The sequence below is a fragment of the Intrasporangium calvum genome, from assembly GCF_028446585.1.
GTDB lineage: Bacteria > Actinomycetota > Actinomycetes > Actinomycetales > Dermatophilaceae > Intrasporangium > Intrasporangium calvum_A.
In genome coordinates this window covers 1-26,742 of sequence record NZ_JAPFQL010000079.1, presented here as the reverse complement: position 1 = coordinate 26,742, position 26,742 = coordinate 1, and the positions used below count along the sequence as shown (strand labels likewise).

The following is a 26,742-nucleotide window of genomic DNA, read 5'->3' as shown; positions in this document are numbered from 1 at the left end:
GCCGGCCGTCGTGCTGTCTCCAGGCCCCGTGCCGTGATGCCGGGAATGGGTAGTGGTCCGACGCACCGTGCGGCCGATCCGGTCCGCCACGGGACGCAGACACACCGAGGAGGCACCAGTGAGCAGCGTCGACCCTGCCGCCAACGAGATCCCGCACGAGCCCGACGAGGTGGACGTGGAGCGCGGCAGCGCCGACGGCAGCGCCAAGGCCAACGTGCCCCTCGAGGAGTCGCTCGAGGATGCCGGCGACGTCAGGGGCGTCGAGACACATCACGAGGTGGAGCAGCCGGTGCGCGGCGATGAGGACGACCCGGCGGTGAGCTGACTCCGGTCACTCGGCCGGAGCTCTGGACAGGGCCGGCTCCCGGGCACCACGCAGCCCCCGGGAGCCGGCCCGCGCACGTCTGTGGTGACCCCGGGAAGCGAGCCCAGCGGCATACGGCCTGGTGGTCGAGCCCGCGGGGGTCGTTGTTTGTGCGCTCAGGGCGAACACGGCGTGGTCCGGGAAATCGTGCTCCACCTTCGAGCGTTAGGGTCAGTGACGAGCCAGCCGACCGGGCAATCTCCGGCCGGGCGGGAACCCCTTCGACGATGGAGACACGGTGACTTCGGACATCTCCGCCAACGGCAGCGGCATGCCGGGCGGTCTCGACGACCACATCTACAACCGCCTGCTCAAGGAACGCATCATCTTCCTCGGCTCGGACGTCCGCGACGAGAACGCGAACGCCATCTGCGCGCAGCTGCTGCTGCTCTCCGCGGAGGACCCGGAGAAGGACATCTGGCTCTACATCAACAGCCCCGGTGGTTCGATCTCGGCCGGCATGGCGATCTACGACACGATGAACTGGATCCCCAACGACGTCGCCACCGTCGCCATGGGCATGGCCGCGTCGATGGGTCAGTTCCTCCTCTCGGCCGGCACGAAGGGCAAGCGCTACGCGACGCCGCACGCCCGCGTCATGATGCACCAGCCGTCCGGCGGTATCGGCGGCACGGCGACGGACATCAAGATCCAGGCCGAGCAGATGCTCTACATCAAGAACCAGATGGCGCGCCTCATCGCCGAGCACACCGGCCAGACGGTCGAGCAGATCACCAAGGACTCCGACCGCGACCGCTGGTTCAGCGCCGAGGAAGCCAAGGAGTACGGCTTCGTCGACCACGTCTTCACCAGCTCCGGGCAGGCCACCGAGGGCGACAGCATCGGCCAGGCGGATGCCAAGACCGACGGCACCAGCGAGAAGTGAGAGACCCGATGATGATCACCCCCAACAGCCGCCTCGCCGCCCCGGCGCCGCAGAGCCGCTACATCCTGCCGCAGTTCGAGGAGCGCACCTCCTACGGCATGAAGCGGTCCGACCCCTACAACAAGCTCTTCGAGGACCGCATCATCTTCCTCGGCGTGCAGGTCGACGACGCGTCAGCTGACGACATCATCGCCCAGCTGCTCGTCCTCGAGTCGCTCGACCCCGACCGCGACATCCTGATGTACATCAACAGCCCCGGCGGCTCGTTCACCGCGATGACCGCGATCTACGACACCATGCAGTTCGTCCGGCCCGACATCCAGACCTTCTGCATCGGCCAGGCGGCGTCGGCCGCGGCGGTCCTGCTCGGCGCGGGTGCGGCGGGCAAGCGGTTCGCCCTGCCGAACTCCCGGATCCTCATCCACCAGCCGGCGCTGCAGGGCGGCGACTACGGCCAGGCCTCGGACATCGAGATCCAGGCCAACGAGGTGCTCCGGATGCGCACCTGGCTCGAGGACACGCTCGCCCAGCACACCGGGCGCACCTCCGAGACCGTCCGCGAGGACATCGAGCGCGACAAGATCCTCTCCGCGGCGGACGCCAAGGACTACGGCCTGATCGACGAGGTCCTCGCCTCGCGCAAGGCCTCGCTCGAGGTCTGAGCCGCAGCGTTCCATTCATCGAGAGAGCAGCTCGCCGCGGCGGGCTGCTCTCTCGATCTGGTTAGGTGGAGCCATGGCGAGCACTGAGTTCGAGTCCGCGGTCGCGTCGGTCAAGCAGCTGACGGAGGATCCCGGCAACGACGTCAAGCTGAAGCTCTACGCCCTCTACAAGCAGGCGACCGAGGGTGATGTGGCGGGCAAGCGGCCCGGCTTCACCGACTTCGTCGGGCGGGCCAAGTACGACGCGTGGGCCAAGCTCAGCGGCACGTCGGGCGAGGACGCCGAGGCGCAGTACATCGCGATCGTCGCGGACCTCACCGCAACCTGACCCCGCGCGCGGCTCCACTTTCCCGCACGGGCGGGAGTGTCGGGAGATTTGCGGCCCGATCGGCGCGAGCCTTCAGCACGTGCGGGAATGTCGCGAGGCCGTCGGCCGGTGGTCGTCCATCGCCCCCTCCCTGCTTGGGTTCAGGCCGGCTCGGCGATGTCGTCCGGCTTGCTCGAGAAGTGCCTACGCCATTCGTCACCGAGGCGTGGTGTCTTCATACCTTGGTCCCGCCTGGCGGCGAGGACCCGGCTGAGCGTCCGGGCGGGGGCACCTTCTGGCGCGGCGGTCATCCACAGCCTGCCGGAACATCCCGCCACTTTCCCGCACGTGCTGGAGAGTCGTGCCAGCCGGGCCGCAGAGCCTCCCGACCTTCCCGCACGGGCGGGAAAATGGTGCGGCGTCATCACGGGCCCACCGGGCTCAAGTGACACGTGCGTGGTTTGTCAGCCGACAGCGGACAAACGGCGTTGCACGCGCGAGGGTGGGTCGCTCCGTCGTCTAATAGGAGTCGACCCCTAGATTGGGGGTCGTTGTCGACAGCCTGACGTCGAGGGTAGGAGCGATTCGGTGGCACGCATCGGAGAAGGCGGAGACCTCCTCAAGTGCTCGTTCTGCGGAAAGAGCCAGAAGCAGGTCAAGAAGCTCATCGCCGGCCCCGGCGTCTACATCTGCGACGAGTGCATCGACCTGTGCAACGAGATCATCGAGGAGGAGCTCGCCGAGTCGAGTGAGCTCGGGCTGGACCACCTGCCCAAGCCACGCGAGATCTTCGAGTTCCTCGAGCACTACGTCGTCGGGCAGGACGCGGCCAAGAAGTCGCTCGCCGTTGCCGTCTACAACCACTACAAGCGGATCCAGGCAGGCGAGGGACCCAAGCGCGACGACGACCACGTCGACATCGCCAAGTCCAACATCCTGCTCATCGGGCCGACCGGCTCGGGCAAGACCTACCTCGCCCAGACGCTGGCCAAGATGCTCAACGTCCCGTTCGCCATTGCCGACGCGACGGCGCTCACCGAGGCGGGCTATGTCGGCGAGGACGTCGAGAACATCCTGCTCAAGCTGATCCAGGCCGCCGACTACGACGTCAAGAAGGCCGAGACGGGCATCATCTACATCGACGAGGTCGACAAGATCGCCCGCAAGTCGGAGAACCCGTCGATCACCCGCGACGTCTCCGGTGAGGGCGTCCAGCAGGCGCTCCTGAAGATCCTCGAGGGGACCACGGCGAGCGTGCCCCCGCAGGGTGGGCGCAAGCACCCGCACCAGGAGTTCATCCAGATCGACACGACCAACGTGCTCTTCATCGTGGGCGGCGCCTTCGCCGGTCTGGAGAAGATCATCGAGAGCCGCTCCGGGCGCAAGGGCCTCGGCTTCGGCCAGCCGCTGCACACGGCCAAGGACCTGGGTGACAGCTTCGCCGACGTGATGCCGGAGGACCTGCTCAAGTTCGGCCTGATCCCCGAGTTCATCGGGCGGCTGCCCGTCCTCACGACGCTCGGCCCGCTCGACCAGCAGGCTCTCGTCAACATCCTGACGCAGCCGCGCAACGCGCTCGTCAAGCAGTACCAGAAGATGTTCGCCATCGACGGCGTCGAGCTCGAGTTCAGCGACGACGCCCTCGAGGCCGTCGCGGACCAGGCGCTCCTGCGCGGCACGGGCGCCCGCGGCCTCCGCGCCATCATGGAGGAGGTCCTCCTCCCCGTGATGTTCGACGTCCCCAGCGACGACGGGATCGCCCGCGTCGTCGTCAACCGCGAGGTCGTCCTCGACAACGTCAACCCGACGATCGTGCGCCGCGAGGCGGAGCCGCGCCCGAAGCGCCAGCGCAAGGAATCCGCCTGAGTCACCCCGCGTAGGGCGGCACCGAAGGGGGTCCGATGATCGCGCCATTCCACCTGCAGGCGGGGGACCGGGTCCCCGTGCAGCAGTCGAGCACGACTTGCGGCTCGGCGTCGCTGACGGTTGCCCGGATGCTGGTGAACCCGGCCTTCGCGCGATGGATCCGCTTCGGTCTGGACGTGGAGGCCAAGGATGAGGATGCCCGGGACGCCCGCACCGTCGAGCAGCGGTTCGCAGCGCACGAGCAGGTCGTCGCGAGCCGCACCAACTCGCTCGTCGGCGCGGGGGGCCGCATCCAGGTGCCGTGGCCGAGGGCCCTCGGCACGCCACCGTGGGGCGCGCGCGGCGAGCTCGAGTTCGGCGCGGCCGTGCCGTGGGCGGACTACGACATCACGCTGTTCCGCTTCGGCGGGCGCGGCGCCCTGGAGCAGGCCTACGCCGACCTCCAACGTCGGGTCCGGGCTGGCCGGCCGGCGCTGCTCTACATCGGCAACGCCTGGCTGCCGCGCCACGTCGTCCTCGTGATGCCGGCGACCCGCGGGCAGGAGCTGGACGTCTACGAGCCGTCGGTCGGTCGGGTCGTCGACCTGCCGCGGCAGACGTTCGTCGAGCGGCGGCTGCGGATGGCGGGCTGGGACGTGCCGTGGGGTGCCGTCTGGGACGACGCGCCGGACTGACGTCGGGTCACTCGGCCTGGACCGGGGACTCGGTGCGCAGCAGGAACACTCCGAGCGCGAGACCGCCCAGACCGATGACGTATGCCGCTGGGCCGGCTTCCAGCCCACCGCCCCGGAGGGCGCCGGCGAGGAGAGCGACGGCGGGGGCAGCGAGGGCTGCGAGCACGGTGCGGCGGGCCCAGGTCCGCAGAACGGGCCCTGGGAACCCACCGGCCGGGGGAGTGGTCGCGGACAGGGCAGCGGCGGCATGCCCGGCGACCAGGGCCAGTGCGGCCGGGACCGACCACGGCGAGAAGCTGCCGGCCGGGGTGTGGAGGAACCAGCCCACCAGGAGGAGCCCCCAGAACGCGAGTGGCACTCCCGACCCGGCGTAGGTCAGCGTCACCAGGGGCACGAGGACCAAGGACCACCAGATCGGGTCGAGACCTCCGGCCGCAGCCTGGAGTGAGAGCAGGAAGGCGCCGGCGCTGGCAGCCCCGGCGAGCGCCAGGGCGACCTGTGGGAGCGACCAGCGCGGACCCCTGCCGAACCGCAGGGTGCGCCAGGTCGGTGCGTCGGGGCCGCGTCCGGACCGGGGGCTCGCGGCGCTCATCGGCGCCTCCCGAGACGGGGTGCGGCGGCGCGGCGGGCGATGTCGCGCAGGACGTGGTCCAGCGACCCCGGGCCCTGCCAGGGAACGACCGGGACGCCGCGGGTGACGAGGGAGTGGACCTGCGCCTCGCGTGCCAGCAGGCGGATCCGCCAGGCGAGGGCCTCGTAGACGCTGCCGGGGTCCGCTGCGAGGTGCTCGGGGAACGTGTCGACGACGACGGTGGTCAGCCCTCGCGCGGCGAGGGTGTGGGCGAGCCCGACCGTGGTGGGCACGATGAGCGGGCTGAGGACGAGGCAGAGGGCGTTGGGGTCGACGCCGCGGATGGCGCGCTCGCCGTCGTCGCGGCGCTCACTGGCCGGGGCGATCGAGGCGAGGGTCTCGAGCACGCGGCGCAGGTGCCTGGTGCCGGAGCCCACCCCGAGGCGAGGGATGTTGGCCGCGCCGACGGTCCGCAGCGTGAGGCGGTCGTTGCTGGCGAGGAAGTGCTCGCTGATCGCGCCGGCGGCGCGCACGGTCACGTCGAGGCTGGTCGGGCGCCCGTCGATGCCCTCACGTGGCCCAAGGTCGCTGAACGCGTCGACGAGGAGGAAGACGTGCGCGTCCTCGTCGGCGTAGGTGGAGGTGACGTGCAGGGCACCGGTGCGCAGCGACACGGGCCAGTGGATGCGCCGGAGCCGATCGCCGGGGTGGAACTGGCGGATGGTGTTGAACTCGCTGCCTGATCCGGGGCGTGCCGACCGGTTGAGCCCGACGAGACCACGGGGGTGCGGCGTCGGTGCTGCGGCGTCGAACGCGGCGGGAACGGGCAGGGTTGCCGTGGCGAGGTCGGGCACGTCGGTGGGGCCGACCCGGTAGGCGCCCCAGTCGCTCGTCAGAGTGATGCTCAACGTCCCGATGTGGCGGCGCCCCCAGCGGGTCGTGCGCAGCGCGATGACGCCCGTGCCGCCTTCGATCCGGGCGACGCCGCTGACGGGCTTGCGCTCGACCCAGCGGGTCGCCGCGAGCGTGATGACGCCCTCGGCATCGGACATCGGTCGGACCTGGACCGCGGCCTCCGCGACGTCTCCCTCCCGCAGCGTGCCGGTGGTGAGCGTCACGTCCGCGTGGGGCGCGGTCCGCGGCCTGGCGATTCGGCCCCAGATCGCGACCACGACGAGGGGGGCGGCGAGGACGAGGAGGTCGGGTCGCCGACCGAGCACGGCGGCCACCGCGGCGCCGGTCGCCAGGAGCACCGCCCGGGTGTGGGCGGCGGTCGGGGTCCACTGCCCGAGGTGCCCGGACGAGGTGGTCCGGGGCAGGAGCGGGCGCACCCTCAGGTCCCGGGTGTCGTCGCTGACGCGGCCGGGTCCGGCTGCCGCATCTCACGCGGGGCGGGCGTCGGGACCGACTGGAGGAGCCGTGTCACGACGTTGCTGCCGCTGACGTCGCTCATCCAGAGCTCCGGCTTCACCGTGACCCGGTGCGCGAGCACCGCCTTGGCCACCGCCTTGACGTCCTCGGGGGTGACGTAGTCGCGGCCGTCGATGATCGCGTAGGCGCGGGAGCAGAGGAGCAGGCCGAGAGCGCCCCGGGGTGAGGCTCCCATGAGCACGTCCGCGTGGCCGCGGGTCGCGGCGGCCAGGGCCACGCAGTAGCGGCCGACCGACTCGTCCACCACCACACGCTCCACGGCGGCCTGCATGGCCAGCAGGTCCTCGGGGCCGACGACGGGACGGAGCGTCTGCTCCTCCTGCTGCCGGGCCATCCGGTTGGTGAGGATCTGCCACTCCTCGTCGACGGTCGGGTAGCCGAAGGACACCCGCATGAGGAACCGGTCGAGCTGCGCCTCGGGCAGGGGGTAGGTCCCTTCGTACTCGACCGGGTTGGCCGTGGCGAGGACGTGGAACGGCCGCGGGAGCGGGAAGGTCCGCCCCTCGACGGTGACCTGCTTCTCCTGCATGGCCTCAAGCAGGGCCGCCTGCGTCTTGGGAGGCGTCCGGTTGATCTCGTCGGCCAGGAGGAGCCCGGTGAAGATCGGCCCGGGCCGGAACTCGAAGTCGCCGGAGCGCTGGTCGAAGACGAAGGAGCCGGTGATGTCGCCGGGCAGCAGGTCCGGGGTGAACTGCGCCCGCTTGAAGGTCAGCCCGAGGGTCTGGGCGAAGCTGCGGGCGGCGAGGGTCTTGCCGAGACCGGGGAAGTCCTCCATCAGGACGTGCCCGCCGGCCAGCACTCCGGCGAGGACGAGGCGCAGCGGCTCGCGCTTCCCCACGACGGCCCGCTCCACCTCGGTGAGGACGGCGTTGCTGAGGTCGCTGACGCGCCTGAGGTCCATCTGCTCTGCTCCCTGCGTGCTCACGTCGGTCATGGGGTCACCACTGCTCGATTCGTCGGAGGATCTGGTCAAGCCGGTCGGGACGGTAGAGGTCGGGCGGGGGCTGCGTCTCGAGGAACTCCCAGAGCTCGGCAGGCATGACGTCCCGGGCCGCCTCCTCGTCGACGGCCAGGCCGTGCTTGGCGTGGAGCCGTTCGCGGATGATCTCGCTCAGCCGGGTGTGCAGGTGGTGGACGAGCTCGGGACGGCCCTCGGGGCGCGCGTTGGCCCCCTCCAGCCGGGCGGCGAGGTTGGTCACCTGGTAGTCGTTGCCGCGGTTGCCCGTGCTCAGCTCGCTGTCGGTGAGCGGCCAGACGACGAGCTGGTGGCTGCCGAAGTGGTCGATGGCGTACCAGAGGATCGCAGCCGACGCGACGAGCGCGACGGCGAGCCGCGGCACGTCGGGGCGCAGCCCGATGAGGCCCGTGAAGAGGGCGATGACGCCCCAGGCAATGACGATGCCGAGCAGGCGCCGCCGCCACGGGTGCAGCGCTCCCGCGAGTGACCGTATGCCGCTGGGCTCGGTCCCGCTCACGCCCTCCCTCCGTGGGTGGCCGGGTCGCGGCCAGCCTCGTCGGGCGCGGGGCGGGCCCGTCCGAGGTCGCCGCGGATGGTGCCGAGCGCGACGATGGCCCGCTCGCGGTGCGGCTCGGAGAGCGCATGGGTGGAGAAGCGTGCCTCGCGGTAGAGCCCGGCCAGCTCGTCGAGGCTCAGGGCATCGACGTCCCAGACGCGCAGGACCCGGGCGACGTACTCAATCGAGGTCTCGGCGCGATGGCGGGGGAGGCCCGCCATCGCAGCGGCCTGCTCGAGGGCGACCCACGCCGCGACGATGGCATTGCGTGGGGTGCCGCGGCCCATGGCGTCGAGGCCGAGGTCGGCGCCCTCGAGGATTCCTGCCGGCACCTCGGGCCTCCCGAAGCCGGGCTCGGTCTCGCTCGTCAGGCGAGGGGCGACCCGCCTCAGCAGGTCGCGCACGGCCAGGGCGAGCAGGACGAGCACCGCGATGACAACGAGGACGACGACGACCTGGACGAGCACGGCGAGGAGTCCATCTGGGTCCCAGCCCTTGACGCCTTCGGAGTCCACGCTCTCGCGCGGCTCGGCCGTCAGGGTGGGCGTCAACCCGCTGGTGGGCGGGCCGGTCACGAGACTGGCCCGGGGACGGCTGACGAGATCGGTGGGTCCCGCGGACGCTGCGACCACGAGGAAGGCCATGACGAGCGCCGCGCCGCACCCCGCGGCCAGACCAGCCAACCCCTGCATCCCCCTGCCTGTCATCGGCTCAGCTGGGGTGCGTCGGCCGCGGCTCCGCCGGGATCAGTTCGGCCTCGCGGACCTCGATGCCGTCGCCGTCCCCGTAGGCGAGGTCGCCGATGCGGCCGGTCGCACGCAGGTCACCCTCGGCCGCGCGGACGTGCTCGAGCTGCGCGGCCGGACCGACGAGCGTCATGGTGCGCACCTCGGCACGCATGCCGAGCTTGGCCTCCGACTTGACCTTGCGGACCCCGGCGAGCGCCTCACTGACCGTGGCGAGCACGGCCGGGTCCCCGCCGGCCGGGAGCTCCGACCGGGTGGGCCAGGCCTGACGGTGGACGGAGCCCTGCTCGAACCAGGACCACACTTCCTCCGTGGAGTAGGGGAGGAAGGGGGCGAAGAGGCGCAGCAGTGTCTCGAGGGCGATCCGCAGGGCGGCCCGCGCGCTCGCCGCCTCCGCCTCGCCGCGACCTCCGTAGGCGCGGTCCTTGACGAGCTCCAGGTAGTCGTCGCAGAACGTCCAGAAGAACGTCTCCGTCACCTCGAGCGACCGGGTGTAGTCCCACGACTCGAAGCCGTGGGTCGCCTTGTCGACCACGTCGCCCAGGGCGGCGAGCATCGACAGGTCGAGGGGGTTGGTCACCGCCGCGCGCAGGTCGCCGGAGACCTCACCGAAGCCGAGCGCGAACTTGGACGCGTTGAGGATCTTGATGGACAGGCGACGGCCGACCTTCATCTGGCCCGTGTCGTAGGCGGCGTCCGTCCCGAGGCGGCCGGAGGCGGCCCAGTAGCGGACGGCGTCCGCCCCGTGCGCCTTGACGACGTCCTCGGGGGTCTCGGCGTTGCCCTTCGACTTGCTCATCTTCTTGCGGTCCGGGTCCAGGATCCAGCCGCTGATGGCCGCGTTGCGCCACGGCACCGTCCCGTGCTCGTGGTGGGCTCGCACGACCGTCGCGAAGAGCCAGGTCCGGATGATGTCGTGACCCTGGGGCCGCATGTCCATCGGGAAGATCGCGTCGAACAGCTCCGGGTCCGACCCGAGCCCCTCACCGCCGCGGACCGGCCACCCCGCCGCGATCTGCGGCGACAGGGACGAGGTCGCCCAGGTGTCCATGATGTCCGGGTCGGCCACGAAGCCGCCCGGCTCGCCCCGCTGCGCCTCGTCGTAGCCCTCGGGCACGTCGATCTGCGGGTCCACCGGCAGCGCGGTCTCGGGCGCCAGGATCGGGTGGTCGTAGTCGGTCTCGCCCTCGGCGGTGACCGGGTACCAGACCGGGAAGGGCACCCCGAAGAAGCGCTGCCGCGAGATGAGCCAGTCGCCGTTGAGGCCCTCGACCCAGTTGCGGTAGCGGGCGCGCATGAACGTCGGGTGGAAGTCGATGTCGTCGCCGCGCGCCACCAGTGCGGAGCGAAGGTCGGCCTCGCGCCCACCGTTGCGGATGTACCACTGGCGCGACGTGACGATCTCGAGCGGCTTGTCGCCCTTCTCGTAGAAGTTCGCCTTCCGCTGCGTCTTCTGCGGCTCGCCGTCGAGGTCGCCCGACTCCCGGAGCGCCGTGACCACGGCCTCACGCGCACTGAACGTGGTCTTGGTGGCCAGCTCAGCGGCATACAGCTCCTCGCCGGGTCCGCCGGCGATCCACTCGGGCGTCTCGGCCTGGAGCCGGCCGTTGCGGGTGATCAGGGACCGGATGGGCAGCTGCAGCTCGCGCCACCACAGGACGTCGGTGAGGTCGCCGAAGGTGCAGCACATGGCGATGCCGGCGCCCTTGTCCATCTCGGCAGCCGGGTGCGCGAGCACGGGCACCTCGACGTCGAAGAGCGGGGAGCGCACGGTCGTGCCGAAGAGCGGCTGGTAGCGCTCGTCGTCGGGGTGGGCGATCAGCGCGACGACCGACGGGATGAGCTCCGGTCGGGTCGTCTCGATGTAGACAGGTCCGGCGGCGCCGTCAGCCGAGACCCGGTGGAAGGCGACCCGGTGGTACGCGCCGGGGTAGTCCCGGGCCTCGAGCTCGGCCTGGGCGACAGCCGTCTGGAAGGTGACGTCCCAGAGCCCCGGGGCCTCCGACTGGTAGGCCTCGCCACGCGCGTAGTTGCGCAGGAAGGCCTGCTGGGCCACGGCGCGGGACCGCTCGTCGATGGTCCGGTAGGAGATGTTCCAGTCGAGGGAGAAGCCGAGGCGGCGGAAGAGGGACTCGAACGTCTCCTCGTCCTTGACGGTGAGCACGTCGCACAGCTCGATGAAGTTCTTGCGGCTGATCGGGCGCTGGTCGGCGGCCTTGATGGCCTTGCCCTTCGCGTCGACCCCCTCGGTGAAGGGCGGCTCGTAGCCCTCCTCGTAGGGCAGGGTCGCGTCACCACGCACGCCGTAGTAGTTCTGGACCCGGCGCTCCGTCGGCAGGCCGTTGTCGTCCCAGCCGATCGGGTAGAACACCTCGAGTCCCTGCATCCGCTTGTAGCGGGCCATGCAGTCGGTGTGGGTGTAGGAGAACACGTGGCCGACGTGCAGCGAGCCCGAGGCGGTCGGCGGGGGCGTGTCGATGGCGAAGACCTGGTCGCGGGGCAGGCTCAGGGCGCGCTCCCGGTCGAACGCGAAGGTCTGCTCGTCCTTCCATACCTGCATCCACTTCTCCTCGAGGCCGTCGAGCGTGGGTCGCTCGGGGATCCGCGAGGTCGTGGGTGCAGGTGCGTCAGTCATGCGGTCAATCCTTCCATGGGCTCACGGGTGTCCTCGACCGCGTATCGCCGGGCACTGTGGCGATGCTCACGGCTCGCCTGAGGGTGGGCGATGGATCAGAGGATTACCGAACAGTACGGCGGCAGGGCAGAGTGTCCTCATGGAGCCGGTCTACTCACCCGTCATCGCCTTCGCCCGGGGTCTCTTCGCCCTCCAGGGACTGCGGTTCACCATGCTCGGCGAGGACAACGTCCCGCGCACGGGCGGAGCCGTCATGGCGATCAACCACATCGGCTACATGGACTTCACCTACGCCGGGCTCGCGGCGCTGAAGTCGGGCCGTCTCGTGCGGTTCATGGCCAAGGACTCGGTCTTCTCGCACCCCGTCAGCGGGCCGCTGATGCGCGGCATGCACCACATCCCGGTCGACCGGACGGCGGGTGCGGCCTCCTACCGCCGCGCGGTCGAGGCGCTGCGCGCCGGCGAGATCGTCGGGGTCTTCCCGGAGGCGACGATCAGCCGCTCGTTCGAGCTCAAGGACTTCAAGACGGGTGCGGCGCGCATGGCGGCGGAGGCGGGGGTCCCGATCCTGCCGGTCGTCATCTGGGGTTCCCAACGGGTGTGGACCAAGGGCCACCCCAAGCGCCTGGGCCGGACCAACATCCCGATCGCCGTGTCGGTCGGCGAGCCGATTCCCATCCCCTCCGACGCCGATCCCGAGGAAGTGACCGCCGGCTACAAGGCCGTCATGCAGGAGATGCTGGACGTGCTCCGGGCCACCTACGAGCCGCTCACCGGCGCCGACCTCAAGTTCCTCCCGGCCTCGATGGGCGGGACCGCGCCCACCCTGGCGGAGGCCACCCGGCTCGACGACGCCGACACCGCGGAGCGACGCCGCCTCGCGGAGGAGCGGCGAGCGGCCCAGCGCCGCGCCCAGGGCAAGGGCTGAGCGGGAGCGAGCTGAGCGGCATACGGCCCGGGGTCCGTTAACCTGCCGCGCATGGCTCCACCGCGTCAGCGCGTCCCCGAAGGTCCGGCACCCGACCCCGCCGTCCAGAAGCTGCGCGTGCGCTACGCGAAGCGTGGGAGGCTCCGTTTCACCTCGAGCCGCGACTTCCAGCGCGCCCTCGAGCGGGCGTTGCGTCGCGCCGACGTCCCGATGGCCTTCTCCGCAGGCTTCCACCCGCACCCGAAGATCAGCTACGCCAACGCGGCCGCGACGGGGACGGCGAGCGAGGCCGAGTACGTCGAGCTGCAGGTCACGGCCCGGGTCGATCCCGAGTCGGTCCGGGTCGCCCTCGACGAGGCCCTCCCGAAGGGGCTCGACATCGTCCAGGTCGTCGAGGCGGGCGCGGGTTCGCTGGCCGATCGGCTCGAGGCCAGCGAGTGGCGCGTGGAGTTCACGGGCGTGCCCGCGGACGTGCTCGAAGGAGCCGTCGGCCGGCTCCTCGAGCACGAGAGGGTCGAGGTCACGCGGATGACGAAGTCGGGGCCCCGGACCTTCGACGTCCGGGCCGCGATCGTGTCCGCCGAGGTCTCCGACGCGTCTCGCGATGGCGCGATGAATGACGCGAGTCCGGTCGACTGTGCGATACTGCGCATGGTCGTACGGCACACCACACCTGCCGTCCGCCCCGACGACATTCTGACCGCGCTGCGTGAGACTGCCGACTTGGCGCCGCCGCGTCCACCTCTGGTGACGCGAATGGCCCAGGGACCGCTCGACACCGCAACCGCGAGGGTGACCGACCCGCTGGCCTGACCAGCGAACAGGCTGCCGACAAGAAGGCCGACGGCATCGGATCATGGGGCCGCGCCCCCGCGCGAACCATTTTCAGATGTAACAAGACGACTTCCGTCCCGCCCGACGTGGCGCGACGACCGAAAACACGAACCGCGCTCGTGCGGCGGTGGCGGCCTCGGCCGAGGGTGTGGGTCACCCCGCACCCGACGGGAGGTTGCCTGATGGCACCCAACGACACCACCCCCACCGACCACCAGGGCGACTCGGGCGAGACCGCCGGCACCCTCTTCGGCGGGGACGCCACCACGCCGTATGCCGCTGAGTCCGTCCCCGACGCCGCTGAGCCCCCAGCGGGGCGCGCTCCGCGAAAGCGCGCCGCGCGCCGTCCGGCCAAGCGGGCGGCCGAGGTCGAGCCGGCCCCGGCAGCCGTGGTTGACGCCGTGCCCACGGTGGATGCCGTGGAGGACGCGGAGGCCGAGCCAGCGCCCCGGACCCGCAAGCGGGCGACCCGCAAGGCCGCCAGCCCACGCAAGCGGTCCAGGAAGGCCGAGGCCGAGACCCAGGACGCGCTCGAGTCGGTGGCCGTGACCGAGGCGGATGCAGCGGTCGCGACCCCGGCAACGCCCGACGATGACCTGACCGAGGTCGTCCTCGCCGAGGAGGACGGCGCCGCCTCCGACGACGAGTCCACCGAGGAGCTCGTTGGACTGGCCTGGGCCCCGGAGGAGCGGCTCGCCCCGGCGGTGCCGAGCTTCAGTGTCCTGTTCCAGGCTCCGGACACGGCGGCCGCATTGGCCGCCCCGAGCCGTCGCCGCAGGGCCGAAGCACCTTCCGTCGAGGTCCCTCCCGCCGAGCCGACCCCCGAGCCCGAGGACGAGCCCACCGAGTCGGAGCAGCCCGAGGACGAGGCGACGGACGACACGTCTCCCCGCCGGTCGCGCCGGCGCCGCGGCGGCAAGGGTCGTCGTGGTCGTGGGATGGCCGACGCCGACGACGCAGAGGCCGAGGCGACCGAGGCCGAACGCTCCGAGGACGAGTCCGACGACGCAGCCCCGGCCGGCGAGGGATCCCCGGAGGAGCCGGCCACCGAGTCCGACGAGGGTGACGACGAGGAGGGCGCGTCGAGCCGCCGCCGCCGTCGCCGCCGCCGTGCGGGCTCGTCCGCCGGCGAGTCCGCCGACGACGCCCCCAACGTCTCCACGAGGGTCCGCCAGCCGCGCGCCCTGTCCGACGAGCCGGTCGGCGTCAAGGGGTCGACGCGACTCGAGGCGAAGAAGCAGCGTCGGCGTGAGGGCCGCGAGGCCGGGCGCCGCCGCACCGTGATCACCGAGGCGGAGTTCCTCGCCCGCCGCGAGGCCGTCGACCGGATCATGGTCGTGCGCAACAAGGACGGTCGCACCCAGATGGGTGTGCTGGAGGACGGCGTCCTCGTCGAGCACTACATCGACCAGGCGACCAACGTCTCCATGGCCGGCAACATCTACCTCGGCCGGGTCCAGAACGTCCTGCCCTCGATGGAGGCCGCCTTCGTCGACATCGGCAAGGGCCGCAACGCCGTCCTCTACGCCGGTGAGGTCAACTGGGACGCCGCCGGCCTCGAGGCCAACGAGCCGAAGCGGATCGAGAACGCCCTCAGCTCCGGGCAGACGGTCCTCGTCCAGGTGACGAAGGACCCGATCGGCCACAAGGGCGCTCGCCTGACCTCGCAGATCTCGCTGCCGGGCCGCTATCTCGTCTATGTGCCCAACTCCTCGATGACCGGGATCAGCCGCAAGCTGCCCGACACCGAGCGGGCCCGGCTCAAGAAGATCCTCCGTGAGGTCGTCCCCGACTCGGCCGGCGTCATCGTGCGCACTGCAGCCGAGGGGGCGAGCGAGGAGGAGCTGCGCGCCGACGTCGAGCGCCTCAGCCGGACCTGGGAGGACATCCAGGCCCGCGCCGAGTCCGCGTCCACGCCTCGGGCCGGCAAGTCGAAGGGCAAGAAGAAGAACGGCGCGAGCGGGTCCAACCCGTCCGGCTCCGCGCCGCTGCTCCTGCACGGGGAGCCGGACCTGACCGTCCGCGTCATCCGCGACGTCTTCAACGAGGACTTCAAGCAGCTCGTCGTCTCCGGCGACCAGGCCTGGAACGAGATCCACCCCTACATCAGCTCCGTCGCCCCCGACCTGGCCGACCGGGTGACCCGCTGGACGTCCGAGGAGGACCTCTTCATCCACCACCGCGTCGACGAGCAGCTGGCCAAGGCGATGGACCGCAAGGTCTGGCTGCCCTCCGGCGGCTCCCTCGTCATCGACCGCACCGAGGCGATGACCGTCGTCGACGTCAACACCGGCAAGTTCGTCGGCTCGGGCGGCAACCTCGAGGAGACGGTGACGAAGAACAACCTCGAGGCCGCGGAGGAGATCGTCCGCCAGCTCCGGCTGCGTGACATCGGCGGCATCATCGTCATCGACTTCATCGACATGGTTCTCGAGAGCAACCGCGAGCTCGTCGTGCGACGCCTGCTGGAGTGCCTCGGTCGTGACCGCACCAAGCACCAGGTCGCCGAGGTCACCTCACTCGGGCTCGTCCAGATGACCCGCAAGCGTGTCGGGTCGGGCCTCATCGAGGTCTTCTCCGAGACGTGCGAGCACTGCAACGGGCGCGGCTACGTCATCCACTCGGACCCGGTCGACAAGGGCGCCGGCGCGACCGAGGCGCCCGACCAGGGTGGTGCCCGGGCCGGGCGACGTGCCCGGCGCGGCGGCTCGGGGTCGAGCGACAACGCTGGCGGCACGGCTGGTCCGGCCCCCGCGGTGGTCCCGGCCGAGCAGAGCAAGCCGTCCGGGCCGACCGCGGCCCAGATCGCCGCCGCGGCCCACGCAGCGGCTCTCAAGAGCGTGGCCGCGCCGGCCGCCGACGCGGAAGCGGGCGGCGCCGAGAGCGAGCCCGCCGAGGCCCGGCAGGACGACGCCAGCACCGAAGTCAGCCCCGAAGTCAGCGCCGAAGTCAGCCCCGCCGAGCCGCAGCAGGTTGCGGCCGGGGAGGCGGAGCAGGCCACGGAGCAGGCCACGGAGCAGGCCACGGAGCACCCCGTCGCGGAGCCGGTCGAGACGGTCGAGCCGGTCGCGACGCCTCCGGCTGTCGCACCGACGCGCCGGCGCCGTGGCCGAGTCGTCGCGCCGGCGGGTCCGCCACGCGCGTCGTCAACCGACGCCTGACGGGTGTGAGGGGCGGCTCCAGTTTGGTCGGGGGCCGTCCCAGCCGGTAGCCTAGATCCTCGGTGCGCCCACCGGGCCCGTGTTGACGGGCCGGTGCGCAAAGCGGCGTGCCATCACGAATCAGAGAGTGAGTTTCACGTGTACGCGATTGTTCGCGCTGGCGGTCGCCAGGAGAAGGTCTCGGTGGGCGATGTCCTGCTCATCGACAAGGTGACGGGTCAGCCCGGCGATGCTGTCGAGCTCACGCCGCTGCTCCTCGTCGACGGCACCACGGTGACGTCCGACGCGGACAAGCTGGCGAAGGCCTCCGTCAAGGCTGAGGTCGTCAAGGCCGCCAAGGGCCCCAAGATCACGATCATGAAGTACAAGAACAAGACCGGCTACAAGAAGCGTCAGGGCCACCGTCAGCCGCTGACCCAGGTCAAGGTCACCGAGATCAACGCGTGATCGACGCGCTGCGTCTCACGGCACACGGACTCACAAGGAGCAACTGACATGGCACACAAGAAGGGTGCGTCCTCGACCCGCAACGGTCGCGACTCGAACGCACAGCGACTCGGCGTCAAGCGCTACGGCGGCCAGCAGGTCAACGCGGGCGAGATCCTCGTCCGCCAGCGCGGCACGCACTTCCACCCGGGCGAGGGCGTCGGTCGCGGTGGCGATGACACGCTGTTCGCGCTCGTCGCGGGCGCCGTCCGCTTCGGCACCAAGCGTGGCCGCAAGACGGTCAACATCGACGCGGTCGAGACCGCGGCTGCTGAGTGACCACCTGATCACCAGCTGAATCAATCGAAAGAGCAGTTCGCGACAGCACTGCCCATCGACAGAGCAGTTCGTGACGGAACCCCGTCGCGAACTGCTCTTTCGATTGTGGGCGTATGCCGCTGGGCGGGCTCGATCTGGAAGAGTGAACCCCCATGGCAGTGAACTTCGTCGATCGCGTCGTGCTGCACCTGTCGGCCGGCGCCGGTGGACACGGTGTGGCCTCCGTCAAGCGGGAGAAGTTCAAGCCGCTCGGCGGGCCTGACGGCGGCAACGGCGGGCACGGCGGCTCCGTCGTCCTGCGCGTCGACCCGCAGGCCACCACCCTGCTCGACTACCACCGCCACCCGCACCGCAAGGCCGATAACGGCAAGCCGGGTGCTGGCGACGAGCGCAACGGCGCCGACGGCCCCGACCTCGTCCTGCCGGTGCCCGAGGGGACCGTCGTCAAGGACGGCGACGGGCGGATCGTCGCCGACCTCGTCGGGATGGGCACCGAGCACGTCATCGCTCGTGGCGGACGAGGGGGTCTCGGCAACAAGGCCCTGGCCTCGGCCCGCCGCAAGGCGCCGGGTTTCGCGCTCCTCGGCGAGCCGGGGGAGGAGGTCGACGTCGTCCTCGAGCTGAAGACGCTCGCCGACGTCGCCCTGATCGGCTTCCCGAGTGCCGGCAAGTCGTCGCTCGTGTCGGTCCTGTCCGCGGCCCGACCGAAGATCGCCGACTACCCGTTCACCACCCTGGTGCCCAACCTCGGCGTCGTCACGGCCGGGTCGATCCGGTTCACGGTCGCCGACGTGCCCGGCCTGATCCCCGGCGCCCACGAGGGCAAGGGCCTGGGCCTCGAGTTCCTCCGGCACGTCGAGCGGTGCTCCGTGCTGGCCCACGTCATCGACTGCGCCACCCTCGAGCCGGGCCGCGACCCGCTCACCGACCTCGACGTCATCGAGCGGGAGCTGTCCCTCTACGTCCCCGACGCCGACCTCGGCGGTCGACCGCTCGCCGAGCGGACCCGCCTCATCGTGCTCAACAAGGCCGACGTGCCCGAGGCGCGGGAGCTGGCCGAGATGGTCAAGCCCGACCTGGAGGAGCGGGGCTACGAGGTCTTCATCGTGTCCGCTGTCGCCCACCTCGGGCTCAAGGAGCTGACCTACGCGATGGCCCGGCACGTCGAGACAGCCCGCGCCGAGGTCGAGGCCGTCGTGCCGCAGCGGGTCGTGCTCCGACCGCGCTCGGTCGACGACCAGGGCTTCGCCGTCGTCAAGGAGAACGGCCCCGACGGCCCGTTCTTCCGCGTCACGGGCGACCGTCCGACGCGCTGGGTGCGGCAGACCGACTTCAGCAACGACGAGGCCGTCGGCTACCTCGCGGACCGCCTGGCCCGGCTCGGTGTCGAGGACGAGCTCTACAAGGTCGGCGCCGTCGCCGGTGACACCGTCGTGATCGGGTCGACCGACGACGCGGTGGTCTTCGACTGGGAGCCGACGCTCCAGTCCGGCGCCGAGCTGCTCGGCGCCCGGGGCACGGACCTGCGTCTGGAGGAGGGGGCCCGACCGACGCGCGACGAGAAGCGCGAGTCGATGAAGGACCGCTACGCCGCCCGCGCCGCCACCCAGGAGGAGCTCGACACCGAGCGCCGGTCCGGTCTCTGGCACCTGCGCGACGACGAGGAGTGACCGAGAGAGCTGCTCGTCCGCGGACGAATCGCTCTCTGGATGGGTCGTAAGGTGAGCCCATGAGCTCGTGGGGTGCGTTGCTGCGCCGCGGTCACCTCGGCACGGAGGCCGACCGGGCGACCTTTCGCACCCTGCACACGGCCTCGCAGGCCTCCCCGCCCCTCCGCGAGGGGCTGACGGCGGCGTCGGCCGAGCGGTCCCTGAAGTACCTCCGGGCGCTGCTCGGCTCACCGGCCGTGGCGATGACCGACACGAGCGACCTGCTCGCCTGGGAGGGCAGCCACAACCACCACGCGACCCAGCCGCCGGTCATCGCGGCGGGCACCCTCGGCAACGGGCGAACCGTCGTCGTCGATGGCGGCGACATCACCTGCATCGAGCCGTCCTGCCTCATCCGCCAGGCCATCGTCGCGCCCCTCGAGGTGGACGAGAAGGTCGTCGGCACGCTCCAGGTCTTCACCGGCTCCGCGTCGGCCAGCCTCGTCCGGGCCACGACGGAGGTCGCGCGCTGGGTCTCCGGGCAGCTCGAGCTCGCCGAGCTCGACGCCTCCCGGACCCGCCTCATGGAGGCCGAGGTCCGCGCCCTCCGCGCCCAGATCAGCCCGCACTTCGTCTACAACTCCCTGACGGCGATCGCCTCCTTCACCCGCACCGATCCCGAGCGGGCCCGCGAGCTGCTGCTCGACCTCGCCGAGTTCACGCGCTACTCGTTCCGGCGCCACGGCGAGTTCACGACACTCGCCGAGGAGCTGCGCTCGATCGAGGCCTACCTCGTCATCGAGAAGGCCCGCTTCGGTGACCGGCTGCGCGTCACCCTCCGCGTCGCGCCCGAGGTGCTCCCCGTCGTCGTGCCGTTCCTCTGCCTCCAGCCACTCGTCGAGAACGCCGTCCAGCACGGCATCGAGGGCAAGGTCGGGGACGGCGAGATCACCCTGCTGGCTCAGGACGCCGACCACGAGTGCGTCGTGACCATCGAGGACAACGGCGTGGGGGAGGACCCGGAGAAGGTGCGCCGGGCCCTGGCCGGGGACGGCAACACCGACTCCGTCGGGCTGGCCAACGTCGACGAGCGGCTCCGCGCGGCCTTCGGGGACGACTACGGCCTCGTCGTCGAGACCGCGGAGGGCGCCGGCACCAAGGTGACGGTCCGACTGCCGAAGTTCCGGCCAGGGGTGCACGTATGACGAACTCGACCTCTCCTCCCGCAGCGGCCGCGCCCGAGCTGCTCCGGGTCCTCGCCCTCGACGACGAGGCCCCCGCCCTGGACGAGCTGGTCTGGCTGCTCGGCCGGGAGGAGCGGATCGGCGAGGTGATCTCCTCCGACTCGGCTGCCGAGGCGCTGCGGATCCTGCACGAGCGACCCGTCGACGCGATCTTCATGGACATCCAGATGCCCGGCCTCACCGGCCTCGACCTCGCCCGCGTCCTCTCCCGGTTCTCGACGAAGCCACCGGTCGTCTTCGTCACCGCGCACGAGCAGCACGCCGTCGACGCGTTCGAGCTCAACGTCGTCGACTACGTCCTCAAGCCGGTGCGGGACGAGCGGCTCGCCGAGGCGGTGCGTCGCGTCGTCAGCCGGATCGAGGGCCGTGAGGCCGCGCCCGGCGCCGAGGACGACAGCATCCTCGTCGAGCTCGCCGGGGTCAGCCGGCTCATCCCGCGCTCCGAGGTGCTCTACGTCGAGGCCCAGGGCGACTACGCCCGACTTCACACGGCGACCGGCAGCCACCTCGTCCGTGTCCCCCTGACCACGCTCGCCGACCAGTGGCGCGATGCGGGCTTCGTCCGGATCCACCGCTCCCTCCTCGTCGCCCTCGGCCACATCACCGAGTGGCGCACCGAGGGCGGCCGGACCACCGTCGTGCTCGGCGGACACGAGCTCGGCGTCAGCCGCCGCCACACCCGCGCCCTGCGCGACCTGCTCGTCAAACGCGCCCAGCCCGGCAAGGAGCGACGGTGACCCGGGAGCCAGCCCAGCGGCATACGGCAGCGCGACCGACCGAGCCACCCACCCGGGTCACGGTCACCTCGCCCCGGACCCGGGCCGCGCGCGCACGGCGGGTGTCGATCGCCTCCGAGATCGACGCGCAGAGCCGGCTCGGCGAGGTCTACGTCGACTCGCTCATGCGCAGCCAGCTGCGCCTCGCGCTCGCCGTCGTCGCCGCCCTCGTGCTGACCCTCGGCCTCGTCCCGATCGTCCTGCACCTCGTGCCCGCGTGGGGGCGCGTCGTCGTCCTCGGCATCCCCGTGCCCTGGGTCATCCTCACCATCGTGGCGTTCGTCGAGATCGTCGCGCTCGGGGTGTTCTACGTCCGCCGCGCCGAGCGCAACGAAGCAGCCTTCAGCGACCTGCTCGACACCCGATGAGCCCCCGGTGAGCCGCTGACATGAGCACCGCCGCGAGCGTCGTCGCCGTCATCCTCGTCGCCCTCACCTCGCTGGGTGTCGGGGCCTTCGGGCTGCGGATCTCGCGGACGATGAGCGACTTCTACGTCGCCTCGCGCGTCGTCGGACCGGTGCTCAACGCGTCGGCCATCAGCGGCGAGTACCTGTCCGCAGCCTCGTTCCTCGGCGTCGCCGGCCTGATCCTCGCCCGCGGCGTCGACATGCTGTGGCTGCCCGTCGGGTGGACCGCCGGCTACCTGCTGCTGCTCGTCTTCGTCGCCGCCCCGCTGCGGCGCTCCGGCGCCTACACGCTGCCCGACTTCGCGCAGCTGCGCGTCGAGTCGAGCAAGGCGCGGCACGTCGCGAGCCTCCTCGTCGTCGGCATCGGGATGCTCTACCTCATCCCGCAGTTCCAGGGGGCGGGCCTGACGCTGCGCACCCTGACCGGTGCGCCGCTCTGGGTCGGGCAGGTCGTCGTCGCCATCATCGTCTCGCTCAACGTGCTGCCCGGTGGGATGCGCAGCGTCACCCTCGTGCAGGCCTTCCACTACTGGCTCAAGCTCGCGGCGCTGCTCACCCCGATCTTCTTCCTCCTCGGGGCCTTCGTCACCGGCGGCGCGCCTGCCGCCGTCGGCCGGCTTGACGCCGTCGACTGGGCCGAGCCGTTGACGGGCGACTACGCCCTCTACCTGACCTACTCGCTCGTCCTCGCGACCTTCCTCGGCACGATGGGGCTGCCGCACGTCGTCGTCCGGTTCTACACCAACCCTGACGGCCGGGCCGCGCGCCGGACCACGCTCGTCGTGCTGGCCCTGCTCGGCGCGTTCTACCTGCTACCGGTGGCCTACGGCATCCTCGGCCGGGTGCTCGCCTCCGACCTCGTCAGCTCCGGGCGGGCCGACTCGGTCGTCCTCGAGCTGCCTGGTCGGCTCTTCTCCGGCGTGCTCGCCGACCTGCTCACGGCGCTCATCGCCGCCGGCGCCTTCGCCGCCTTCCTCTCGACGTCGATGGGGCTGGTCGTCTCGGTCGCCGGAGTCCTGAGCCAGGACGTGCTGCGCCGGCGCACCGAGCTCGGCCACGGCGTGAGCGCCTTCCGCCTGGCGACGCTCATCGCCGTCGGCCTGGCGCTCGGCCTGACGTTCGTCGCGGCCCGCGTGCCCGTCGCCCACGCCGTCGAGCTCGCCTTCGCCGTCGCGGCGTCGACGTTCTGCCCGATGCTCGTCCTCGGCATCTGGTGGCGGCGGCTCACGGCCGTCGGGGTCATCGCCGGCCTCGTCGTCGGCGGCTCCCTCTCGATGACCGCCGTCCTCACGACGATGATGGGCATCGACGCGGACGGCCTGCTCGGCGCCATCCTCACCCAGCCGGCCGCCATCACCGTCCCGGCCGCCTTCGCCACGATGATCGGCGCCTCCATCGCGACGCGCCACCGCCAGCCGCCGCACGTCGCCCAGACCATGGTGCGCCTGCACGCCCCCGAGCACCTCACCCTCAACCGCGGGCCGTTCAACCCCGAGGCCCAGCTGCAGGCCCGCCCCGACCGGCTGACCGCTCGTCGCTGAGCACCGACCGCTCGTCGCGCAAACCGCTCACGCACGGCGACGCGTCGGCACCGTTCGCCGACCCGCGGCCGACGCCGCTCCCGTTACCTGGGTCACACCTCCTAGCGTTTCCCCACTCCCGACAACCACCAACGGAGGTGGCTTCACAGTGAGCAACGACGCTCCAGCATCGGCGGCCGAGGACCGGTACGCAGAGGTGCAGAACTCCGCGGAGTTCGAAGAGCTGCGGACCAAGTTCCGCAAGTTCGTCTTCCCGATGACCATCGCCTTCCTGGCGTGGTACTTCCTCTATGTCCTGCTGTCCGTCTTCGCCAAGGACTTCATGGGCACGCGCGTGGTCGGCGACATCACCTGGGGCCTGATCCTCGGGCTCGGGCAGTTCGTCTCCACCTTCGCCATCACCATGTACTACGCCCGCTGGGCCGACCGCGAGTTCGACCCGCGCGCCGAGGCCCTCGCCCAGAAGATGGGAGGCCACCACCGATGAGCGCCCTCGTCAGCCTCACCCCCGCCCTCGCCCCGGCCGCGACGTCGGTCGGCAACCCGACCCTCAACATCGCGATCTTCCTCGTCTTCGTCGTGATCACCTTGGCCATCGTCATCAAGGTGGCGAGCGGCAACAAGGGCGCCGCGGAGTACTACGCCGGTGGGCGCGCCTTCACCGGACGCCAGAACGGCATCGCCATCGCCGGTGACTACCTCTCGGCGGCGTCCTTCCTCGGGATCGCCGGCGCCATCGCCCTCAACGGCTACGACGGCTTCCTCTACTCGATCGGCTTCCTCGTCGCCTGGCTCGTCGCGCTGCTCCTCGTCGCCGAGCTGCTCCGCAACGTCGGCAAGTACACGATGGCCGACGTCCTCAGCTTCCGGCTGCGCCAGCGCCCGGTCCGGATCGCGGCGGCCATCTCCACCCTCGCCGTCTCCTTCTTCTACCTGCTCGCGCAGATGGCCGGTGCCGGTGGCCTCGTCGCCCTGCTCCTCGGCATCGAGAGCGCGGCCGGCCAGCGCGTCGTCGTGGCCGCCGTCGGCATCGTCATGATCTTCTACGTCATCTACGGCGGCATGAAGGGCACGACGTGGGTCCAGATCATCAAGGCGGTCCTGCTCATCGTCGGCGCCGGGCTGATGTTCGTCTGGGTCCTCGCCAAGTTCGGCCTCAACCTGTCGACCCTCATCGGGGCGGCCAACGAGACGACCGCGTCCGACCTCGGGAAGGCCCGCGACCTCACCCAGCCGGGCCTGCAGTACAAGAACCCGATCGACTTCATCTCCCTGTCGATGGCGCTCGTCCTCGGCACCGCGGGCCTGCCGCACGTGCTGATGCGCTTCTACACGGTGCCGACCTCGCGTGAGGCACGTCGCTCGGTCGTCTGGGCCATCTGGCTGATCGGCCTGTTCTACCTGTTCACCCTGGTGCTCGGCTTCGGTGCGGCCCAGATGCTCGGCCCGTCGGAGATCAAGAACGCGCCGGGTGCCGCGAACTCGGCCGCACCGCTGCTCGCCTTCGAGCTCGGCGGCGAGATCTTCCTCGGCATCATCTCCGGTGTCGCCTTCGCGACGATCCTCGCGGTCGTCGCCGGCCTGACGATCACGGCGTCGGCGAGCCTGTCGCACGACGTCTACAACACGATCGTCAAGGACGGCAACGCCACCCCGGAGGAGGAGGTCAAGGTCGCCCGGATCTCGGCCCTCGTGCTCGGTGCGGTCGCCATCGTCGGTGGCATCTTCGCCATGGGCCAGAACATCGCCTTCCTCGTGGCCCTCGCCTTCGCCATCGCCGCGAGCGCGAACCTGCCGACGATCCTCTACTCGCTCTTCTGGAAGCGGTTCAACACCCGGGGCGCGCTGTGGAGCATCTACGGCGGCCTGCTCAGCGCCATCACGCTGATCATCTTCTCGCCGGTCGTGTCCGGCAAGGCGGTGGACCCCGTGACGGGCAAGAGCCCGTCGATGCTCCAGGGCGTCGACTTCCACCTGTTCCCGCTGGACAACCCGGGCATCATCTCGATCCCGCTCGGCTTCATCCTCGGCTACATCGGGACGGTGACGAGCAAGGAGTACAACGCCGCGAAGTACGCCGAGATGGAGGTCCGCTCCCTCACCGGCGTCGGCGCGGAGGCCGCAACTCACCACTGAGCGCGCTGACGCTCCCGACCGAGCCCAGCGGCATACGGACCATCCCGTATGCCGCTGGGCTCAGTCACGCACGTGGGGCACCCGGCCAGCCGGGCGAGGACCCGCTCAGGCGCGCAGCACCTTGGCCATCGGACGGCCCTTGGCGAGCTCGTCGACGAGCTTGTCGAGATAGCGGATCTGCTGCATCAGCGGGTCCTCGACGTCCTCGACCCGGACCCCGCAGACGACGCCCCGGATCTGCGAGGCCTGCGGGTTGAGCCGGGCCGCGGCGAAGAAGTCCGCGAAGGTGGTGCCCGACTCCAGGTGCCGGCGCAGGGTGGCGGCGTCGAAGCCGGTGAGCCACTCGATGACCTCGTCGAGCTCGACCTGCGTGCGGCCCTTGCGCTCGACCTTCGCCACGTAGTGCGGGTAGACCGACGCGAAGCTCGTCGTGAAGATGCGGCTCATTCCTCGAGCGTAGGGCCCGGCCCGGACAGCCTGCGGGTCGCCGTCAGAGCACGACGAGGTCGTCGCGGTGGATGACCTCGCGCTCGTAGGCAGGCCCGAGCGCCTTGGCCAGCTCCTTCGTCGAGCGACCGAGGAGGGTGGGCAGCTCGTTCGACGCGTAGTTGACGAGGCCGCGCGCGACGGGTGTCCCGTCCGGCCCGCACACGTCGACGGGGTCGCCGTCGTGGAAGGTGCCCTCGACGGCGGTGATCCCCGCGGGGAGCAACGACTTCTTGCGGTGCGTCAGCGCCTGCACCGCGCCGTCGTCGACGATGAGCCGTCCGCGCGCCGCCGTCGCGTGCTCGAGCCAGAGGCGTCGTGAGCGACCGCGGCGGCCGACGGGCAGGAAGACGGTGCCGACGTCCTCACCGCGCAGCACCTCGATGACCCGGTCGGCGGCGGTGATCGTCGTCGTCACCCCCGCGGCCGTCGCGATCCGGGCCGCCTCGATCTTGGTGGCCATGCCGCCGGTGCCGACCTTGGAGCCGGCGCCGCCGATCTCCACGTGGGCGATGTCCTCGGGGCCGCCGACGACGGGGATCCGTTGGGCGCCGGCGCGGCTCGGCGGGCCGTCGTAGAGGGCGTCGACGTCGGAGAGCAGGACGAGGGCATCGGCGTCGATGAGGTGGGCCACGAGCGCCGCGAGCCGGTCGTTGTCGCCGAAGCGGATCTCGGACGTCGCGACCGTGTCGTTCTCGTTGACGATCGGCAGCACCCGCAGGTCGAGGAGCCGCTCCAGGGTCCGGCGGGCGTTGGCGTAGTGCGTGCGCCGGGTGACGTCGTCGGCGGTCAGGAGGACCTGGCCAACGGTGATCTCGTGGGCCGCGAAGCCCTGCGTGTAGGCAGCGAGCAGCGCGCCCTGCCCGACGCTCGCGGCGGCTTGCTGCGTGGCGAGGTCCCGCGGCCGGGTGGTCAGGCCGAGCGGGTGGAGCCCCGCAGCGATCGCACCGGAGCTGACGAGGACGATCTGCGTGCCGCGCAGCTGCTGGTGGGACAGGGCATTGACCAGAGCGATGAGGCGCGCGTGGTCGATCCCGCCGTCGACGCCGGTCAGCGAGCTGGAGCCGACCTTGACGACGAGGCGGCGGGCGCTGCTGATGACGGACCGAGGAGACACAGCGACCAGCCTAGTGAGGGTGCGCCCGTCCGCGTTCTCGCC

26 protein-coding genes are annotated in these 26,742 nt (G+C 71.1%); 18 read left to right on the top strand and 8 right to left on the bottom strand.

Features of this window, described 5'->3' with window-relative positions:
- The first annotated feature begins 118 nt into the window (after positions 1 to 118).
- The 6 genes from OO014_RS15675 (at position 119) to OO014_RS15650 (ending at position 4,759) form a co-directional block, all read left to right on the top strand.
- Positions 119 to 325, top strand: coding sequence for a hypothetical protein (locus OO014_RS15675; protein ID WP_272463259.1), 207 nt, complete (start codon positions 119 to 121; stop codon positions 323 to 325).
- A gap of 310 nt (positions 326 to 635) precedes the next feature.
- A complete protein-coding gene (locus tag OO014_RS15670) occupies positions 636 to 1,250 on the top strand; it encodes an ATP-dependent Clp protease proteolytic subunit (RefSeq protein WP_272463261.1) in 615 nt (204 codons plus the stop codon).
- An 8-nt stretch (positions 1,251 to 1,258) separates the two neighbouring features.
- Positions 1,259 to 1,912 carry an ATP-dependent Clp protease proteolytic subunit gene (locus OO014_RS15665; protein ID WP_272463258.1) on the top strand — a complete coding sequence of 218 codons (654 nt, stop codon included), beginning with the start codon at positions 1,259 to 1,261 and terminating at the stop codon, positions 1,910 to 1,912.
- Between the two features lie 73 nt (positions 1,913 to 1,985).
- Entirely contained in the window at positions 1,986 to 2,240 is a 255-nt protein-coding gene (locus OO014_RS15660; protein WP_272463257.1) for an acyl-CoA-binding protein, read from the top strand.
- A 567-nt stretch (positions 2,241 to 2,807) separates the two neighbouring features.
- A complete protein-coding gene (clpX, locus tag OO014_RS15655; protein ID WP_272463256.1) occupies positions 2,808 to 4,085 on the top strand; it encodes an ATP-dependent Clp protease ATP-binding subunit ClpX in 1,278 nt (425 codons plus the stop codon).
- A 35-nt stretch (positions 4,086 to 4,120) separates the two neighbouring features.
- A complete protein-coding gene (locus OO014_RS15650; RefSeq protein WP_272463255.1) occupies positions 4,121 to 4,759 on the top strand; it encodes a hypothetical protein in 639 nt (212 codons plus the stop codon).
- Positions 4,760 to 4,766: 7 nt separating this feature from the next.
- On the opposite strand, the gene OO014_RS15645 is transcribed toward OO014_RS15650, so the two are convergent.
- The 6 genes from OO014_RS15645 to valS are packed head-to-tail and all read right to left on the bottom strand — an operon-like array spanning position 4,767 to position 11,656.
- A complete protein-coding gene (locus tag OO014_RS15645; protein WP_272463254.1) occupies positions 4,767 to 5,351 on the bottom strand; it encodes a hypothetical protein in 585 nt (194 codons plus the stop codon).
- Entirely contained in the window at positions 5,348 to 6,661 is a 1,314-nt protein-coding gene (locus tag OO014_RS15640) for a DUF58 domain-containing protein (protein ID WP_272463253.1), read from the bottom strand. Before OO014_RS15640 ends, OO014_RS15645 begins: the two co-directional genes overlap by 4 nt.
- 2 nt (positions 6,662 to 6,663) lie before the next feature.
- Complete coding sequence (locus OO014_RS15635; protein ID WP_272463252.1) at positions 6,664 to 7,695, bottom strand: AAA family ATPase; 1,032 nt, start codon at positions 7,693 to 7,695, stop codon at positions 6,664 to 6,666.
- Between the two features lie 4 nt (positions 7,696 to 7,699).
- Complete coding sequence (locus OO014_RS15630; RefSeq protein ID WP_272463251.1) at positions 7,700 to 8,236, bottom strand: hypothetical protein; 537 nt, start codon at positions 8,234 to 8,236, stop codon at positions 7,700 to 7,702.
- Positions 8,233 to 8,982: a DUF4129 domain-containing protein gene (locus OO014_RS15625; protein ID WP_272463250.1), complete on the bottom strand. Its 750-nt coding sequence runs from the start codon at positions 8,980 to 8,982 to the stop codon at positions 8,233 to 8,235. The genes OO014_RS15630 and OO014_RS15625 overlap by 4 nt, the downstream gene beginning before the upstream one ends.
- Positions 8,983 to 8,986: 4 nt before the next feature.
- Positions 8,987 to 11,656, bottom strand: coding sequence for a valine--tRNA ligase (gene valS / locus OO014_RS15620; RefSeq protein WP_272463249.1), 2,670 nt, complete (start codon positions 11,654 to 11,656; stop codon positions 8,987 to 8,989).
- A 139-nt stretch (positions 11,657 to 11,795) separates the two neighbouring features.
- On the opposite strand from valS, the gene OO014_RS15615 reads away from it, so the two are divergent.
- The 12 genes from OO014_RS15615 to OO014_RS15560 all read left to right on the top strand — a co-directional run bounded on the left by OO014_RS15615 (position 11,796) and on the right by OO014_RS15560 (position 25,097).
- Positions 11,796 to 12,584 (top strand): lysophospholipid acyltransferase family protein, encoded by a 789-nt coding sequence (locus OO014_RS15615; protein ID WP_272463248.1) that lies wholly within the window; start codon positions 11,796 to 11,798, stop codon positions 12,582 to 12,584.
- Between the two features lie 51 nt (positions 12,585 to 12,635).
- Complete coding sequence (locus OO014_RS15610) at positions 12,636 to 13,397, top strand: TIGR03936 family radical SAM-associated protein (RefSeq protein WP_272463247.1); 762 nt, start codon at positions 12,636 to 12,638, stop codon at positions 13,395 to 13,397.
- 203 nt (positions 13,398 to 13,600) lie between these two features.
- On the top strand, positions 13,601 to 16,579 hold the full coding sequence (locus tag OO014_RS15605) for an Rne/Rng family ribonuclease (protein ID WP_272463246.1): 2,979 nt from the start codon (positions 13,601 to 13,603) through the stop codon (positions 16,577 to 16,579).
- Positions 16,580 to 16,717: 138 nt separating this feature from the next.
- A complete protein-coding gene (gene rplU / locus OO014_RS15600; protein WP_272463245.1) occupies positions 16,718 to 17,026 on the top strand; it encodes a 50S ribosomal protein L21 in 309 nt (102 codons plus the stop codon).
- A 48-nt stretch (positions 17,027 to 17,074) separates the two neighbouring features.
- Complete coding sequence (rpmA, locus tag OO014_RS15595; RefSeq protein WP_272463244.1) at positions 17,075 to 17,344, top strand: 50S ribosomal protein L27; 270 nt, start codon at positions 17,075 to 17,077, stop codon at positions 17,342 to 17,344.
- 152 nt (positions 17,345 to 17,496) lie between these two features.
- Entirely contained in the window at positions 17,497 to 19,014 is a 1,518-nt protein-coding gene (gene obgE, locus OO014_RS15590; RefSeq protein ID WP_272463243.1) for a GTPase ObgE, read from the top strand.
- Positions 19,015 to 19,073: 59 nt separating this feature from the next.
- Positions 19,074 to 20,198 (top strand): sensor histidine kinase, encoded by a 1,125-nt coding sequence (locus tag OO014_RS15585; protein ID WP_272463242.1) that lies wholly within the window; start codon positions 19,074 to 19,076, stop codon positions 20,196 to 20,198.
- A complete protein-coding gene (locus tag OO014_RS15580) occupies positions 20,195 to 20,974 on the top strand; it encodes a LytR/AlgR family response regulator transcription factor (protein ID WP_272463241.1) in 780 nt (259 codons plus the stop codon). Before OO014_RS15585 ends, OO014_RS15580 begins: the two co-directional genes overlap by 4 nt.
- Positions 20,971 to 21,381 carry a hypothetical protein gene (locus tag OO014_RS15575; protein ID WP_272463240.1) on the top strand — a complete coding sequence of 137 codons (411 nt, stop codon included), beginning with the start codon at positions 20,971 to 20,973 and terminating at the stop codon, positions 21,379 to 21,381. The genes OO014_RS15580 and OO014_RS15575 overlap by 4 nt, the downstream gene beginning before the upstream one ends.
- Positions 21,382 to 21,401: 20 nt before the next feature.
- Positions 21,402 to 22,961 (top strand): cation acetate symporter, encoded by a 1,560-nt coding sequence (locus OO014_RS15570; RefSeq protein WP_272463239.1) that lies wholly within the window; start codon positions 21,402 to 21,404, stop codon positions 22,959 to 22,961.
- A gap of 148 nt (positions 22,962 to 23,109) precedes the next feature.
- Entirely contained in the window at positions 23,110 to 23,448 is a 339-nt protein-coding gene (locus OO014_RS15565) for a DUF485 domain-containing protein (RefSeq protein ID WP_272463238.1), read from the top strand.
- Positions 23,445 to 25,097 carry a cation acetate symporter gene (locus tag OO014_RS15560; RefSeq protein ID WP_272463237.1) on the top strand — a complete coding sequence of 551 codons (1,653 nt, stop codon included), beginning with the start codon at positions 23,445 to 23,447 and terminating at the stop codon, positions 25,095 to 25,097. The genes OO014_RS15565 and OO014_RS15560 overlap by 4 nt, the downstream gene beginning before the upstream one ends.
- Positions 25,098 to 25,202: 105 nt before the next feature.
- On the opposite strand, the gene OO014_RS15555 is transcribed toward OO014_RS15560, so the two are convergent.
- Positions 25,203 to 25,544, bottom strand: a complete 342-nt coding sequence (locus OO014_RS15555) for a DUF2200 domain-containing protein (RefSeq protein WP_272463236.1) — start codon at positions 25,542 to 25,544, stop codon at positions 25,203 to 25,205.
- A 43-nt stretch (positions 25,545 to 25,587) separates the two neighbouring features.
- Positions 25,588 to 26,700: a glutamate 5-kinase gene (gene proB / locus OO014_RS15550; protein WP_272463260.1), complete on the bottom strand. Its 1,113-nt coding sequence runs from the start codon at positions 26,698 to 26,700 to the stop codon at positions 25,588 to 25,590.
- Between the last annotated feature and the right edge of the window lie 42 nt (positions 26,701 to 26,742).